The organism is Pseudomonas sp. CFBP13528, from assembly GCF_005233615.1.
Classification (GTDB): domain Bacteria; phylum Pseudomonadota; class Gammaproteobacteria; order Pseudomonadales; family Pseudomonadaceae; genus Aquipseudomonas; species Aquipseudomonas fluorescens_AM.
In genome coordinates, this window is record NZ_QGAJ01000003.1 from 564,535 (window position 1) to 580,619 (window position 16,085).

Consider the following 16,085-nt stretch of genomic DNA (forward strand, 5'->3'; position numbering starts at 1 on the left):
GCCGGCACGTTTTGCCGGGCCGCGCCAAGGGATGTTTGTCGCCTGGAAAGCCTGTCGGTGACTGGACTAGTGTGGTTACAAGCCCCGAGTCGGGGTGTACGTGGAGAATTGGAAATGGAGCGACACCACAGAAGGATCAACAGTACAAAACGGCGCAAGCTGATTGCCGCTTACAAATTGCCGGGTGCGCCGGGCACGCCCGCGACTTTACCGCTGGACACCGAAGATGACTGCAATGCGGCAGTGGTCAACAACGGGGTGATTTCTTTTGCCGAGGGGCTGTCCGGGCTTAACCGCGAGTACATCCGTAAAAGCTACCTGCTGGCCAGCCGTTACGTGAGCGATGTATTGAAGGTGCAGCGCGGCACTGAGGCGTGGTACGACGAATTTATCAACGTCATGGTCAGCCTCGGCTGGCTGCCGTTGCGCAGAAGCTTCGAGCGCGTTTCACGCGCCGGCAAAGGACTGACGGTGCAACTGGCGGCGCTGAATATCATCGGCGCGATGCTCGCCTCGATGTCGCTGTCGGGGCCGCTGCTCAGCCTGCTGCCGAAACTGGCCGCCGATGCGCTGGAGGCCATGAAGCAACAGCCGGCCTCTTTCGATTTGTTCAAGCGCAACAGCAGCGTGCACGAAGGAGGTGACTTCGGCGTGGCGTCCTGTGCTGAAACCAATGGCCAAGTGATGATGGTATTGGTGACCTACAGCAGCCACGGCGTGAGCAAACAGGTGGGGTTGCCGTTCCTTGAATGGGACAGCTCATCGTTCGAGGCCTTCAGCGGGCAGACCTGCCTGGTGCTCAATACCTCGGTGGTCAACGAAAAGACTATCCAGCTGATGCGCGACAGTGCGGGTGACAACGTGCAGTCGGCCATTGCCAAATACCGGATCTAGGTCACCAGATAGCCACGGACCCCGGTAAAGATAATTTGCGCGGCCAGGGCGCACACGAACAAGCCCATCAACCGACTGACAATCTGCAAGCCCTGGTCGCCAAGAATGCGTTCGATCCGATTGGACAGGTACAGCACCACACCCACCGTGAGACTGGCCAGGGCGATGCTGAGGATGGCGGTGAGCTTGTCGTCCCAATGGGGCTGGCTCACCCCCATTACCAGCAACGCACCGATGGTGCCGGGGCCGACCGTGAGCGGGATGGTCAGCGGTACGATGGTCACGTCCTGCTGCACGTTATCGGTTTGCACCGCCGATTTGCCCTGGGCCATACCCAGGGCGGAGATAAACAGCACGCTGCCGGCGCCGATGCGGAACGCGTCCACGGTGATGCCGAACACACTGAAAATAACCCGGCCGAACAGGTACAGCAGCACGCTCGACACCAGCGTCGCCAACGCGACTTTCCACGCCAGGCGCCGCCGCTCCTTGCTGGAATAGCCGCGAGTCAGGCTGATAAAGCAGGACAGGACGAAGAACGGGCTGTAGAGCACCAGCATCTTCAGGTAAACGCTGAATAACACGTGGAGCATGGGGGGACTCGCGGGCGGTGGACGTGCAGTGAGTCTATCAGGCGACGCGAATCAAATGTGGGAGGGGGCTCGCCCCCGATAGCAGTGTGACAGTCAGCTTATTTGTAACTGACACACCGCAATCGGGGGCAAGCCCCCTCCCACATTTGAGTGCATTGCAATTAGGACGGAGCGTGTTCCGGGCGTTGCTGGCGCTGTACAACCCAATAGTCCACCAGCTCGCGCAACTGTGACAGCTCCACCGGCTTGGCCATATGCCCGTCCATCCCGGCCTGGCGCGCGCGTTCTTTATGTTCCGAGAGAATATGCGCCGTGAGCGCCACCACCGGCGTGCGGACACGCTGGTGGCTGACTTCCCACGCGCGTAGCTGCTGGGTGGCGGAGAAACCGTCGAGGATCGGCATTTCACAGTCCATCAGCACCAGGTCATAGCGCTGGGCTTTCATTGCCTCCAACGCTTCTTCGCCGTTGCTGGCGGTATCCGGGTTGAGGTTGAGCTTGCCGAGCATGCCGCGTATCACTTTGGTGGAAATACTGTTGTCCTCGGCCACCAGGATGCGGAAGTCGCTGGGCACGGTAATGGCTGCCGGCGCGGCGGGAGCGGGGCGTGGGAGGGCTGCGCCTTTGCTGCGCTGGGTCAGTTCGTCGGCCAGGGTGGTCTTGAGCGTATAACCGGCCACCGGTTTGGCGAGGATGCGCTTGATCCCGCAGTTACGCGCGATGATCTTGCTCGGCGCGTTGCTGATGCCGGTGAGCATGATCAGCAGGATATCGTGGTTCAGGCTCGGGTCTTCCTTGATCTTGGCCGCCAGTTGCATGCCGGTCATGCCGGGCATGTTCTGGTCCAGCAACACCACGTCGAAGTAATCGCGCAGGTGCGCCTTGGTGCGCAGCAGGGCCAGGGCCTCTTTGCCCGAAGCCACGGCGCTGACGTTCAGGCCCCAGGCCGAGCATTGCTGCAGCAGCACCTTGCGGCAGGTGTCGTTGTCGTCCACCACCAATACGCGCGCGTCCTTGAGCGGGCCGTCGAGATCGGAGGTCGGGTGCTCGAGGCGTTCCGGGTCAAGGGGCAGTGTCAGCCACAGGGTGCTGCCCTGGTGGCTGCCGCTCTTGACGCCGAATTCGCCGTTCATCAACAGGACCAGCTGGCGTGCGATCACCAGGCCCAGGTGGCCGCTCAAGCGTGTCGCCGAGAGGAAGTTCTTGCTGTGCAGTTCGCTGTGCAACAGGGCGTCGCGCTCGGCGGCTTCCATGGGCACGCCGCTGTCTTGCACTGCAATGCGCAGGCGCGGCTTGCTGCTGCGCTCGTCGAGGGCAACGACGATCAGCACTTCGCCCTCGTCGGTCTTATGCAGGGCGTTTTCCAGCAGGCTCAGCAGCGCCTGGCGCAGGCGTGTCGGGTCACCGCTGATCACGCGCGGCACCTGGGGCTGGATAAAGCTGATCAGCTCGACATTCTGCTGCTCGGCCTTGGCGCGGAAGATGCTCAAGCAGTCGTCGATCAGCGCGTTGAGGTCGAACTGCACATCATCGAGTTCGATCTGCCCCGATTCGAGCTTGGAGATGTCGAGGATTTCGTTGATCAGGGTGAGCAACTCGTTGCCGGCGCTGTGGATGGTCTGCACGTAGTCGCGTTGTTTCACCGACAACGGCGTGCCCAGCAGCAACTCGGTCATGCCCAGCACGCCGTTCATGGGCGTGCGGATTTCGTGGCTGATCTTCGCCAGGAACTCGGCCTTGGCCGCGATTTCGGCGTTGCTCGCGGCCAGGTCGCGGCTGAGGCTGAAGCGGGTTTCAACAATGGCGCGCTGGCGTTCGCCGAGGGCCAGGCTCATCAGCAGACCGCTGATGCAAATGAAACTCAGCAGGGTGATGATCAGGCCTTGCGGTGCCACCAGCGTGAGGCCGAGCAGGGCGGGAAGAATGATCAGCGTGCCGATGTTGAACACCACCATCCCCGCCACGAACAGGCGCGCCGGGCGATAGCCCTGTTGCCAGTGATAGGCCGAGACAAACAGCATGCTCAGGCCGGCCAGCGCCACCAGGGCATAAGTGATGATGTTCAGCGGCAGGGTGTTGACGAACAACAGCAGCAGGCCACACAGCACGATCAACAGTATGTCGGCCATCAACAGTTTGTTCAGCGGGTGCGGGCCCAGGGGCATGAAGAAGCGATAGGCAAACATCAGCCCGCACGGCGCGGTCAGCAGCAGGGCGAGGTAGGCGCCGGGGGTCTGGATTGCGTGCCAGTTGGGCAGCCATGGCCCCACCACGTTGAGCAACAGCGCCAGGCTGAGCATCAGCAGGCATTCACACGCGGCCAGCCACAGGCTGCTGCGCGAGCGGTGGTAGGCGAACCGCGTGAGGTTATGCAGGATCAACATCAGCAGGACGCCGAACAGCAAGCCGTAGACCAGCGTCTGGTTCTGGTTGGCGGCGGCGAGTACGGCGGGCTCCAGGGTGATATAGGGGCGTAGCTCGTGCTCCGACACCAGGCGCAGGTAAACCTCGAGCGGGCGCTGGCTCTGTGGCATCGGCAGCATGAAGTCACTGCTGGGCAGCGGGCGCTCGGCCTGGGGTTGGCGCGTGCCGGTGGTTTGCTGTTCCACCAGGGTGTCGCCGTCCAGCACATACAGGCTCAGGCTCGACAAGTCCGGGGCGAACACCCGCAGCACCTGTTCATGCTTGCCCGGTTGCAGCTTGAAGCGCACCCACAACGCACCGTCCGGCTGCGCGGCGGTAATCCGGTCCAGTTCGATGGGGCTGAATTGATTGGTATAGCGTGAGGAGCGGATGTCGCTCAGTTGCAGGTCGGCCTGATCATCGAGCAATACTGCCCAACCACTGCCTTGCGCCGCGGCTTGAGCCGGGACCAGGCAGAGCAGGGTCAGTAGACTGACTGTAAAAGCTAAGGCGATCCTGAGCCAGCGCACGGCGAAGTCCCTTCGTAGGTGAATGCACGGGTTAACTATGCGCGGGGCGGCATGAGTACGGCAAGGGCCAGAGGCCCTTACCTACCCGAACGGATAGCTACTCAGTTGTTCTCGCCGCGTTCACGGGCAATGGCGCGGTAACCGATATCGGTGCGGTAGAAGCAGCCTTTCCAGTCGATTTTCGCAGCCAGCGTGTACGCTTGCTGCTGCGCGGCGTCGACGCTGGCGCCCATCGCGGTGGCGCACAGTACGCGGCCGCCGGCGGTGACGACCTTGCCGTCCTTCAACGCAGTGCCAGCATGAAACACCTTGCCTTCCAGCGCAGCGGCCGCGTCCAGGCCCTCAATCACATCGCCCTTGGCGTAATCGGCCGGGTAACCGCCGGCCGCGAGCACGATGCCGACGCTCGGGCGTGGGTCCCACTGTGCTTCGACCTTGTCCAGGGCCTGGGCCAGCGCGGCCTCCACCAGCAGCACCAGGCTTGATTGCAGGCGCAGCATCACCGGTTGGGTTTCCGGGTCGCCAAAGCGGCAGTTGAACTCGATGACTTTCGGGTTGCCGGCTTTGTCGATCATCAGGCCGGCATAGAGGAAGCCGGTGTAGACGTTGCCTTCGTCGGCCATGCCGCGCACGGTCGGCCAGATCACCAGGTCCATGACGCGCTGGTGCACCTCGGGGGTGACCACCGGCGCCGGGGAGTAAGCGCCCATGCCGCCGGTGTTCGGGCCGCTGTCGCCGTTGCCGACGCGCTTGTGGTCCTGGCTGGTGGCCATCGGCAGTACGTTCTTGCCGTCGACCATCACGATGAAGCTGGCTTCTTCGCCGTCGAGGAATTCCTCGATGACCACGCGCGAACCGGCATCCCCAAAGGCGTTGCCGGCGAGCATGTCGCGCACGGCGTCCTCGGCTTCCTGCAGGGTCATGGCGACGATCACGCCTTTACCGGCAGCCAGGCCGTCGGCCTTGATCACGATCGGCGCACCTTTTTCACGCAGGTAAGCCAGGGCCGGCTCGATCTCGGTGAAGTTCTGGTAGTCGGCGGTCGGGATCTTGTGGCGCGCCAGGAAGTCCTTGGTGAAGGCTTTCGAGCCTTCCAGTTGAGCGGCGCCGGCGGTCGGGCCAAAGCAATCCAGGCCACGGCTGCGGAACAGGTCGACGACGCCAGCCACCAGCGGCACTTCCGGGCCGACGATGGTCAGGGAGACGTTCTTTTCGGCAAAGTCCGCCAGTTGCTCGAGCGCCAGCACGTCGATGGCGACGTTTTCGCACTTGGCTTCAGTGGCGGTACCGGCGTTGCCGGGCGCAACGAAGACTTTCTGGACACGTGGGTCCTGGGCAACTTTCCAGGCCAGGGCGTGTTCGCGGCCACCGCTGCCAATGATCAAAACATTCATTTCAAAAACCTCAAATTCTGTAGGCGTCGCAGGAACGCTTTATGTGGGAGGGGGCTTGCCCCCGATTGCGGTGTGTCAGCTAAGGATCAGTTGCCTGACACACTGTCATCGGGGGCAAGCCCCCTCCCACATTTGGATCAGTGGCGGAAGTGGCGCATGCCGGTGAACACCATCGCAATACCGGCTTCATCAGCGGCGGCGATGACTTCAGCATCACGCATCGAACCACCCGGTTGGATCACGGCGGTCACGCCGGCTTTCGCGGCATTGTCCAGGCCATCACGGAACGGGAAGAACGCATCGGAAGCCATCACCGAACCCACCACCTGCAAGCCGGCGTGTTCAGCCTTGATCGCGGCGATACGCGCCGAGTTCACACGGCTCATCTGGCCGGCGCCGACACCGATGGTCTGGCGGTTCTTGGCGTAGACGATGGCGTTGGATTTGACGTACTTGGCCACTTTCCAGGCGAAGATCAGGTCGTTGATCTCTTGCTCGGTCGGTGCGCGCTTGGTCACCACTTTCAGGTCCTGGCTGCCGATCATGCCGATGTCACGGCTCTGTACCAGCAGGCCGCCATTGACGCGCTTGTAGTCCCAGGCAGCGGCGCGGTCAGCCGACCATTCACCGCAGGCCAGCAGGCGCACATTGGCTTTGGCCGCGACGATGGCGCGTGCCTCTTCGCTGACGCTTGGCGCGATGATCACTTCGACGAACTGGCGCTCGACAATCGCCTTGGCGGTCTCGGCATCCAATTCACGGTTGAAGGCAATGATGCCGCCGAACGCCGATTCGGTGTCGGTGGCGTAGGCCAGTTCGTAGGCCTGGCGGATCCCGCCTTCAGCGTCCGGGCTCACGGCCACGCCGCACGGGTTGGCGTGCTTGACGATGACGCAGGCCGGTTTGACGAAGCTCTTCACGCATTCCAGCGCGGCGTCGGTGTCGGCCACGTTGTTGTAGGACAGCTCTTTGCCTTGCAGCTGGGTCGCGGTGGCAATGCCGACTTCGGCCGGGTTTGCCTCCACGTAGAACGCCGCGCTCTGGTGCGGGTTCTCGCCGTAGCGCATTTCCTGGGCCTTGATGAACTGGCTGTTGAAGGTGCGCGGGAACTGGCTGCGGCCTTCTGTGCTCAAGGTTTGGGCCGCTTGGTTCACGGTGCCCATGTAGTTGGCGATCATGCCGTCGTAGGCGGCGGTGTGTTCGAACGCCTTGAGCATCAGGTCGAAACGCTGGGCGTAGGTCAGGCCACCGGCTTTCAGGCTTTCGAGCACGTTGGCGTAATCGCTGGCGTTCACCACGATGGCCACGTCTTTGTGGTTCTTGGCCGCCGAGCGCACCATGGTCGGGCCGCCGATATCGATGTTTTCGATAGCGGTCGGCAGGTCGCAGCCCGGCTTGTTGATGGTGGCTTCGAACGGGTAGAGGTTGACGGCCACCAGGTCGATCGGCTTGATGCCGTGCTCGGTCATGATGGCGTCGTCGATGCCGCGACGGCCGAGAATGCCGCCGTGAATTTTCGGGTGCAGGGTTTTGACCCGACCGTCCATCATTTCCGCGAAACCGGTGTAGTCCGCGACTTCTACTGCGGCCACGCCGTTGTCCTGCAGCAGTTTGAAGGTCCCGCCCGTGGAGAGGATTTCCACGCCCAGGGCTTCCAGCTCCCGGGCAAATTCGAGGATCCCGGTCTTGTCGGAAACACTGATCAAGGCGCGGCGGATCGGCAGGCGGGTAGTCTGGTCGGTCATCTCAATTTCCATCAAAAGCAAAGGAGTCAGCAAAAAAGGCGACCGGTTTTACGCGGGCGCCTTTCTGGTTTGATTGAATGCTTACAGCAAATCGTACTGCTTGAGCTTTTTGCGCAAGGTGCCACGATTGAGGCCCAGCAGCTCACTGGCTTTGGTCTGGTTGCCCTTGACGTAGTTCATCACGCTTTCGAGCAAGGGCGCCTCGACTTCGGAGAGCACCAGGTTGTACACGTCCGTGACGGAAGCACCCTCGAGGTGGGCGAAATAATTGTGCAGCGCCTTCTCGACACTCCCGCGAAGGGTCTGGCCTTCTTCGCTCGGCGTGTTGAGGTGCTGTTTCAAATTGACGTTGTCGCTCACGGGTGCTGTTCCACTCACTAAAGTCTCGGTCATCATGGTCATGCGGCCACCCCCTCTCCATCCCCTGTTTCCAGGCTCTTGTCACGTTCGGCGAAGAACTCACGAACGGTGGCGACCTGTGCCTGCGTTTCATCCAAACGATTGAACTGAGCGCGCAATTCCTTGGCGCCCGGCAAGGTGGCGAGGTACCAGCCGACATGCTTGCGAGCAATACGTACGCCCATCACATCCCCATAGAAGGCGTGCAGGGCGGCCAGATGCTCCAGCAGAATATGTTCCACCTCGGTCAGTCCCGGTGCCGGCAACACGTCGCCGGTACGCAGGAAACGCTCGATTTCACGGAAAATCCATGGCCGCCCCTGGGCGGCCCGGCCGATCAACAAGCCATCGGCACCGGTTGCGTGCAGCACGCGCCGGGCTTTCTCGGCTGAATCAATATCGCCATTGGCAAACACCGGCATCGACACTGCCTGCTTGATCGCGGCAACAGTGTCGTACTCGGCTTCCCCGGTATAAAGGTCGGCGCGGGTGCGGCCATGCACCGCCAGCGCTGCAATACCCGCCTGTTCGGCGATCTTCGCCACCGTCAGGCCATTCTTGTTGTCCCGGTCCCAACCGGTACGAATCTTCAGGGTCACCGGCACATCGACTGCGGCGACAACGGCCTGCAGGATCTCGGCAACCAACTGCTCATCTTTCAACAAGGCGGAACCCGCGGCCTTGTTGCAAACTTTCTTGGCCGGGCAGCCCATGTTGATATCAATGATCTGCGCGCCCAGCTCCACATTGGCCCTGGCCGCATCCGCCAGCATCTGCGCATCACCCCCGGCGATCTGCACCGAGCGCGGCTCGGGATCACCTTCGTGGATCATGCGCAACCGCGACTTGCGGGTGTTCCACAAACTCATGTCGCTGGTGACCATTTCAGAGACTACTAGACCCGCGCCCAAACGTTTGCAGAGCTGACGAAAGGGCTGGTCAGTGACCCCCGCCATCGGGGCGAGGATCAAGCCGTTGTGCAATGTATATGGGCCGATGCGTACCGCCGACATAGGACTTCCCTGTTGTGGGGCCGGATCATTAGAGTTCGAAAAAGGGTTGGCATGATACCCGCTCTCGATGACTGGATAAAGGCTGAATTGGATAAAATCTGAACAGTTATTTTTTTATCGCCATCGGTTTGGTTGACGTCGGTGCAGTCAATAATCCGCCTTCAAACCAAGGCTGCGGCGTGGCTTCATTCGGGCGAATGGAAGCTCAGGCTGTAATTCACGGCTTTGTTGCCTGGGTCGAGGATGTCCAGGGAGATGTGGATCGGTACCTGCGACGGCATTTCGCTGACTCCGGCCAATTCGCCGCTGAGGTATTCGGCGGGCTTGAAGCGTCGACTGGCGATCAGGCCGCCGTTGAGGTCGGCAAAGCGCAGTTCCAGCAGCGGGAAGGGCTGGGAGAAGGTTGCGCGATTGTAGATGATCGCATCCACCACCAGGGCCCCGGCGAACTCCGGGTGGCTGCGCACCACCAGGTTGCTGCTCTTGATATGGGCGATGTCGACCCGCGATGGCACGGTGCAGCCCAGGGTCGGGCACAGTTGCTGGAACCACGGGCGGTAGGCGTCCTGGCGGGCCAGTTCGTCGAATTGGTAGGCGATGTACTGGCCTGCCAGGCCGGCGGCAGCGAGCACCACCAGCACGATCCAGATCAGGCGGCGGCCCCAGCCGGAAGGGCGCTTCTGCGCATACAGGTGCAGCGGGTCGTCTTCCAGGTCCTGGAACAGGTCGTCGTGGGCGCCGGACTCGGCGCGGGCTCGCTTGCGCCGCGATTGCGCACGGTCATCGGTTGCGTCTGCCGATGGGGTCAGGGGCGTGAACGGTGGGTCTGAATCATCGTCGTCGTGCGGGGCCTCGCGCAGTGGCGGCTCGTCGTCGATATCGTCCGGGTGAAAGGACATGGACGGTTCGGTGCGGGCGCTCGGTTCTGCTTCAGCGGACGGGTCGCGCGCTTGCAGCGGCTCACTGAATAAACTGGCGGCCCATTTTTCTTCCTCGGCCTTGACCGTATCGCGGCTGGCGCTGAGGGCGTCGTCCTTGTGTCGACGGTCGGCCCCCGGCTGGCGGCGTTCGGCGCCGACGGGCTGGGTGTGCTGAATCTCGCGGCGCTCGAGTTTGGCCAGTTCTTCGTCCAGGTCCAGGTTGTCCAGGTCCAGTTCTTCGGCGCTCCACTGCTTTTGGCTGATGGCGCGGGGTGCCTCGGTGGCAGGCTCAAGTGCAGGGGCGTGGTCAGGTTGCGTTTGCGCCCGTTGCTCCAGCAACTGGCGAGCGGCGTTGAACACTTGCAGGCACGAGCCGCAGCGCACCACGCCGCGGGCCACGCTCAACTGAGCGTGGTTGACGCGAAAGCGCGACTGGCAATGCGGGCACTGGGTGACGAAACTGTCGGTCATGCGGCCATCCGATTCAGACAAGCGCTCATTCTAGCGCCGACGCCCACTGATGCGTACCCAACCGTCACGGTTGGCGATGGGGTCCAGCTCGAAATCCCTAGCGTAGGCGGCAGCGACCTCTTCGCCCTGCTCGGCGAGGATGCCCGACAGCGCCAGGCGCCCGCCCGGCCGGACCAGGCCCGACAACTGCGGCGCCAGTGAAACCAGCGGCCCGGCGAGAATATTGGCAACCAGCACATCGGCCTGCACCTGGGGCAGGTCTTCAGGCAGATAGAGTGGGAACTTGGCTTCAGGAATGTGGTTGCGCCCGGCGTTATCGCGAGACGCTTCCAGCGCTTGCACATCGATATCGGTGCCCACGGCTTCCCTGGCGCCCAGCAGCAGGGCGGCAATGGCGAGGATCCCCGAGCCGCAGCCGAAATCGAGCACGTTGCAGTCGGTCAGGTCCTGGCCGTCCAGCCATTCCAGGCACAGCGCGGTGGTGGGGTGAGTGCCGGTGCCGAACGCCAGGCCCGGGTCCAGCAGCAGATTGACGGCATCGGGCTCGGGGGCGGCGTGCCAGCTCGGCACGATCCACAGGCGCTGGCCGAAGCGCATGGGCTGGAAGTTATCCATCCAGCTGCGCTCCCAATCCTGGTCTTCGATCACTTCGCTGTGATGCTCGGGCAGCGGGCCGCCGGTCAGCAGTTCCAGGTGGGCCAGGACGCTGGCGGCCTCGGTACCGTCTTCGAACAGGGCCAGCAGATGGGTGTGGGACCACAGCGGGGTGGTGTTGAGTTCCGGTTCGAAGATCGGCTGGTCTTCAGCGTCCATGAAGGTCACCGACACGGCGCCGACTTCAAGGAAGGCGTCTTCGTAGGTTTCGGCTTGTTCCGGGCTGATGGCGAGACGGACTTGCAGCCAAGGCATGGCGGGCACCTTTGAAAAAAATGAGTGTGCAGCGAGTAGGCCGCGAGAGCGCGCAAGTTTACGCGAGCGAACGGCAGAAGACGACAGTACTGACGAGTTGCAGTGCTCAGAATATACACAGGGCCAGGTGGGAGAGGGCTTGCCCCCGATGGCGGTGGATCAGTTACAGATATTGAGACTGACATACCGCAATCGGGGGCAAGCCCCCTCCCACAGTTGGACTGTGTGCATTCAAAAAAATACGGGCCCAGAAACAACAAAACCGCCCGAAGGCGGCTTTGGTGGGTGGAGCACTTACTGGTTGGCCAGCTTGTGTTCCAGGTAGTGAATGTTCACACCACCTTCGCAGAAGCCTTCATCGCGGACCAGGTCCCGATGCAGCGGGATGTTGGTCTTGATGCCGTCGACCACGATTTCGTCCAGGGCGTTGCGCATGCGGGCCATGGCCTCGTCGCGGGTCGCGCCCCAGGTGATCAGCTTGCCGATCAGCGAGTCGTAGTTGGACGGAACCTTGTAGCCGCTGTACAGGTGCGAATCCACACGTACGCCGTTGCCGCCGGGCGCGTGGAAATGCTTGACCAGGCCAGGGCTTGGGATAAAGGTTTTCGGGTCTTCGGCGTTGATCCGGCACTCCAGGGAGTGGCCGTGCATCTTCACGTCGTCCTGGGTGAAGGACAGCACGTTGCCGGCGGCGATGCTGAGCATCTCCTTGACGATGTCGATACCGGTGACCATTTCCGATACCGGGTGTTCTACCTGCACGCGAGTGTTCATCTCGATGAAGTAGAAGCGGCCGTTCTCGTAGAGGAACTCGAAGGTGCCGGCGCCACGGTAGTTGATGTCGATGCACGCCTTGACGCAGCGAGCCAGGACTTCCTGGCGGGCCTTTTCGTCCAGACCCGGTGCCGGCGCTTCTTCGAGTACCTTCTGGTGGCGACGTTGCAGCGAGCAATCGCGGTCACCCAGGTGGATCGCGTGGCCCTGGCCGTCGGACAGTACCTGCACTTCCACGTGACGTGGGTTGGTCAGGTACTTCTCCAGGTAGACCATCGGGTTACCGAACCAGGCGCCCGCTTCGGAACGGGTCTGCTTGGCGGCCTCGATCAGGTCTTCTTCCTTGTGCACCACGCGCATGCCGCGACCACCACCGCCACCGGCGGCCTTGATGATCACCGGGTAGCCGACTTCGCGACCAATGCGCAGCGCGGTCTCCTCGTCTTCCGGCAGTGGGCCGTCGGAGCCGGGAACGGTAGGCACGCCGGCTGCGATCATGGCGTCCTTGGCCGAGACCTTGTCGCCCATCAGGCGAATGGTTTCGGCTTTCGGGCCGATGAAGGCAAACCCGGATTTCTCCACCTGTTCGGCGAAGTCGGCGTTTTCCGCGAGGAAGCCGTAGCCCGGGTGGATGCCATCAGCGCCAGTCACTTCAGCGGCTGCGATGATGTTCGAGACTTTCAGGTAAGAGTTGGTGGCCAGTGGCGGGCCGATGCAGATGCTTTCGTCCGCCAGTTTCACGTGCATCAATTCGGTATCGGCCGTCGAGTAAACAGCGACGGTCTTGATGCCCTCTTCCTTACAGGCGCGCAGGATCCGCAGCGCGATTTCGCCGCGGTTGGCGATCAGGACTTTTTGCAGTTTCTTCGCAGGTTTCAACATCGAAGGTGCTCCGCGGTTCAAACGATGGTGAACAGCGGCTGGTCGTACTCAACCGGCTGACCGTTTTCTACCAGGATGGATTCAATGACGCCGGCTTTTTCGGCGGTGATGTGGTTCATCATCTTCATCGCTTCAACGATGCAGATGGTGTCGCCCACTTTCACGGTCTTGCCCACTTCAACAAAGGCCGGCGAGGTCGGTGCCGGGGTGCGGTAGAAGGTACCGACCATTGGCGACTTGACCACGAAACCGTTCAGCTCCGGGGCTGCCGGGGCCGCAGGCGCTGCGGCTGGAGCGGCGGCGGCAGGGGCGGCAGCCGCTGGCGCCGGTGCTTGCATCTGGGGTGCGTAGAACTGTTGGGCCGGGGTCTTGCTGTGACGGCTGATCCGTACGGACTCTTCGCCTTCCTTGATTTCCAGCTCGTCGATACCGGATTCTTCCAGCAGTTCGATCAGTTTCTTAACTTTACGGATATCCATGAATCATCAACTCCCAAGGGTCGGTCAGGGGCGTTTAGCCTGTTCTTCAACGTGTTCCAGGGCGGCCTCCAGGGCCAGTCGGTAACCGCTGGCGCCAAGGCCGCAGATCACTCCTACCGCTACATCGGAGAAGTAAGAGTGATGGCGGAAAGCTTCGCGTTTGTGCACGTTCGATAAATGCACTTCGATGAATGGGATGCTCACCGCCAGCAGCGCGTCACGTAATGCAACGCTTGTATGCGTGAAAGCGGCGGGATTGATCAGAATAAAGTCCACGCCTTCGCCGCGCGCGGCATGGATGCGATCAATCAATTCATACTCGGCATTGCTTTGCAGGTAGAGCAAATGGTGGCCGGCAACACGGGCCCTCTGTTCCAGATCGAGGTTGATCTGATCCAGCGTCACTGCCCCGTACACGCCCGGTTCACGGGTGCCGAGCAGGTTCAGGTTGGGTCCGTGAAGAACCAGTAAGGTCGCCATCGGCTGTTCCTTGTTATTGATTGAGGTGCTGCAGAACCCGGCGACTATGCCGCAAAGCCTTTGTGACTGTCCAGTTCTATGCAGTAGCCAGCACGATTAGCGAGGATAGCGCAAAATTTGTGACTGTGACTTGGGATCCGGTCATGGGCAATACAGTCATGAAATCGCGGGAGATCCCATGTGGGAGGGGGGCAAGCCCCCTCCCACCTTTTGATCTTCACCGGATGGGAGGTCAGACGCGGAAGGCTTGCACCGCCGTGTTGAGCTGCCCACCCAGCACCAGCAGGTGTTCGCTCTGGCTGCGCCCTTGGCCGATACGCAGCAGGTTATCCTCACCCAGCTGGTGAATGCGTTCGCTGTTATCGCGAATTTCACTGACGGCCCCGCTTTGCTGCGCCGTCACATCAGCGATGCGCACCGCCGTTTGGGAAATGGTCTGGATCGCCCCGACGATTTCGTCCAGCGCGCCATCGGCGGCCTGGGCTTGCTCGGCGGTGGCTTCGGCGTGTTCGACTTGTGCACGCATGCCTTGCACCGATTGGTGGGCGGCGGTTTGCAGGCTGCTGATCAAACCCTGGATTTCGGCAGTGGCGCCGGCTGTGCGTTGGGCCAGGGTGCGCACTTCATCGGCGACCACGGCAAACCCTCGGCCGGCCTCACCGGCGCGGGCGGCTTCGATGGCTGCATTGAGCGCCAGCAGGTTGGTCTGCTCGGCGATCGAGCGGATCACCGTGAGTACGCCGCCGATGGTGGCGGACTCTTCGGCAAGTTTCTCGATCATTTGCGCGTTTTGCTGCACTTCACCCACCAGGGCGTGCAACCCGGTCAGGCTCAGGCCGATGACCCGCTGGCCTTGTTCCACGGCGATGCCTGCACTGCGACTGGCGCCAGCGGCCTGGCTGGCATCGCCCGCCACTTGCTGGATGGTCGCTTCCAGTTCGCCGAGGGAGTCACGGATCTGCGCCGTATCCCCGGCCTGGCGTTCGGCGCCGTGGTGCAGGCCGTTGCTCAGTTCGGCAAGGGCGCGGCTGCTGCCGGCGACTTCTTCGGCGTTGCCGCGAATCGTGCCGACGAGGTCCACCAGATAAGCGCGCAGGCGGTTGAGCGAGGCTTGGATATCGTGCAGTTCGCGGTTGGTCCTGCCCAAGGCGATCGGCTGGCTGAAGTTGCCTTCGGCCCAAGTGGACAGCGCCGGAGCAAGGGCGGTCAGCACCCGCGCCAGGCGACGCTGCAAGGTGTCGATCAACAGGGCGATCAGCAGGATCAGGCCAATCATCAGCCCTTGTATCAGGCGCACTTCGCCCTGGATCCTGGCGTGTTGCGCGCGCACCACCGGCTCCAGGCCGGCGATGGCCTGGCGCACACCGGTGATCTTGGTGTGTGTGGCGGCGGCAAGGTCGGCGCGCTGTTGGATCTGTTCGCGGGTGCGCTTGAGTTCGGCGGGGTAGCGGGTCAACAGGCCGTTGAGTTCACGCTTGAGGTCAACGCCGGTGTCCAGCGCTTCGGTTTTTTCAGTGTTTTGCAGCCCCATCAAGGCGGAAAAATCGTCGGTGCTGGATTCGGCGCTGGCCTTTACGCCCAGTAAAGGCAGCTGGGCCAACAGGTCGGCCTGGCTGCGGATGTTGGCGATTTCACGCTCGACGTCATCGGCCAGCTCGGCGCGCCCGCTGCTGACCAGTTTGTCGCGCGCCAGTGACAGTTTGCCCAGGTGTTGCGAGGCGGCCAGCAGCGGCGGCAGGTAGCGCGCTGCCTCCGCAGAATCGACCGTGCCGGCGTACTGGCTCAGTTGCTCCAGGTTCGCCCCCAGTTCGCGTTCGGCTTGCAGCAGCAGGGCTTGCGGGTCCCCGGCCAGCTTACCGGCGGCGAGCAGGTCGGTTTTGCTGAAGGCATCCAGGTCCGCGAGGCTGGGGCGCAGGCTTTGCGCCAACTCGGGCGGCAGTGAGTCGAGCTGCTGCAACAGGCTTTCCAGGCTCTGGCCGGCGCTGCTCAACCGCAGGGCATCGCCGCTGGCCAGGTAGTCGTCGATATTGCGTGCGGCCTGGTTCTCAAAGACCTGGGACAGCCCCAGATAGCGCTCCATCAACAGGTACGGGCGCTCCAGCGCCCGTTGCGACCACCATAGCGTCGCGCCAAGTGCCAGGCACACGGCAACCAGAAGAAGGGTATTGAGATTGGTCAGCAGCTTCAGGCGCATGCGTG

13 protein-coding genes are annotated in these 16,085 nt (G+C 62.3%); 1 reads left to right on the top strand and 12 read right to left on the bottom strand.

Translation table 11 applies throughout. The features are described from left to right. Positions 1-114 precede the first annotated feature (114 nt). Entirely contained in the window at positions 115-894 is a 780-nt protein-coding gene (locus PspCFBP13528_RS09150; protein ID WP_101218864.1) for a hypothetical protein, read from the top strand. Here PspCFBP13528_RS09150 and PspCFBP13528_RS09155 read toward each other — a convergent pair. The 12 genes from PspCFBP13528_RS09155 to PspCFBP13528_RS09220 form a co-directional block, all read right to left on the bottom strand. Then, positions 891-1,487, bottom strand: a complete 597-nt coding sequence (locus PspCFBP13528_RS09155; RefSeq protein ID WP_065883442.1) for a MarC family protein — start codon at positions 1,485-1,487, stop codon at positions 891-893. The two genes, PspCFBP13528_RS09150 and PspCFBP13528_RS09155, sit on opposite strands and share 4 nt — an antisense overlap. Before the next feature lie 161 nt (positions 1,488-1,648). After that, a complete protein-coding gene (locus PspCFBP13528_RS09160; RefSeq protein WP_065951449.1) occupies positions 1,649-4,420 on the bottom strand; it encodes a hybrid sensor histidine kinase/response regulator in 2,772 nt (923 codons plus the stop codon). 101 nt (positions 4,421-4,521) lie between these two features. Continuing rightward, positions 4,522-5,814: a phosphoribosylamine--glycine ligase gene (gene purD / locus PspCFBP13528_RS09165; RefSeq protein ID WP_065951448.1), complete on the bottom strand. Its 1,293-nt coding sequence runs from the start codon at positions 5,812-5,814 to the stop codon at positions 4,522-4,524. A 137-nt stretch (positions 5,815-5,951) separates the two neighbouring features. Next, positions 5,952-7,559, bottom strand: a complete 1,608-nt coding sequence (gene purH / locus PspCFBP13528_RS09175) for a bifunctional phosphoribosylaminoimidazolecarboxamide formyltransferase/IMP cyclohydrolase (RefSeq protein WP_065951447.1) — start codon at positions 7,557-7,559, stop codon at positions 5,952-5,954. Between the two features lie 81 nt (positions 7,560-7,640). After that, a complete protein-coding gene (gene fis / locus PspCFBP13528_RS09180) occupies positions 7,641-7,961 on the bottom strand; it encodes a DNA-binding transcriptional regulator Fis (RefSeq protein ID WP_003221275.1) in 321 nt (106 codons plus the stop codon). Then, positions 7,958-8,971: a tRNA dihydrouridine synthase DusB gene (gene dusB / locus PspCFBP13528_RS09185; protein ID WP_137200036.1), complete on the bottom strand. Its 1,014-nt coding sequence runs from the start codon at positions 8,969-8,971 to the stop codon at positions 7,958-7,960. Before dusB ends, fis begins: the two co-directional genes overlap by 4 nt. 185 nt (positions 8,972-9,156) lie before the next feature. Next, positions 9,157-10,362, bottom strand: coding sequence for a DUF3426 domain-containing protein (locus PspCFBP13528_RS09195; protein WP_137200037.1), 1,206 nt, complete (start codon positions 10,360-10,362; stop codon positions 9,157-9,159). Between the two features lie 30 nt (positions 10,363-10,392). Next, a complete protein-coding gene (gene prmA, locus PspCFBP13528_RS09200; protein ID WP_065951444.1) occupies positions 10,393-11,271 on the bottom strand; it encodes a 50S ribosomal protein L11 methyltransferase in 879 nt (292 codons plus the stop codon). A gap of 294 nt (positions 11,272-11,565) precedes the next feature. Next, positions 11,566-12,927, bottom strand: coding sequence for an acetyl-CoA carboxylase biotin carboxylase subunit (gene accC / locus PspCFBP13528_RS09205; protein WP_003188188.1), 1,362 nt, complete (start codon positions 12,925-12,927; stop codon positions 11,566-11,568). Between the two features lie 17 nt (positions 12,928-12,944). Next, positions 12,945-13,406 (bottom strand): acetyl-CoA carboxylase biotin carboxyl carrier protein, encoded by a 462-nt coding sequence (gene accB, locus PspCFBP13528_RS09210; RefSeq protein ID WP_065894602.1) that lies wholly within the window; start codon positions 13,404-13,406, stop codon positions 12,945-12,947. A 24-nt stretch (positions 13,407-13,430) separates the two neighbouring features. Then, on the bottom strand, positions 13,431-13,886 hold the full coding sequence (gene aroQ / locus PspCFBP13528_RS09215) for a type II 3-dehydroquinate dehydratase (RefSeq protein WP_065951442.1): 456 nt from the start codon (positions 13,884-13,886) through the stop codon (positions 13,431-13,433). Positions 13,887-14,118: 232 nt separating this feature from the next. Then, positions 14,119-16,080, bottom strand: coding sequence for a methyl-accepting chemotaxis protein (locus PspCFBP13528_RS09220; protein ID WP_101218858.1), 1,962 nt, complete (start codon positions 16,078-16,080; stop codon positions 14,119-14,121). Positions 16,081-16,085: the final 5 nt, after the last annotated feature.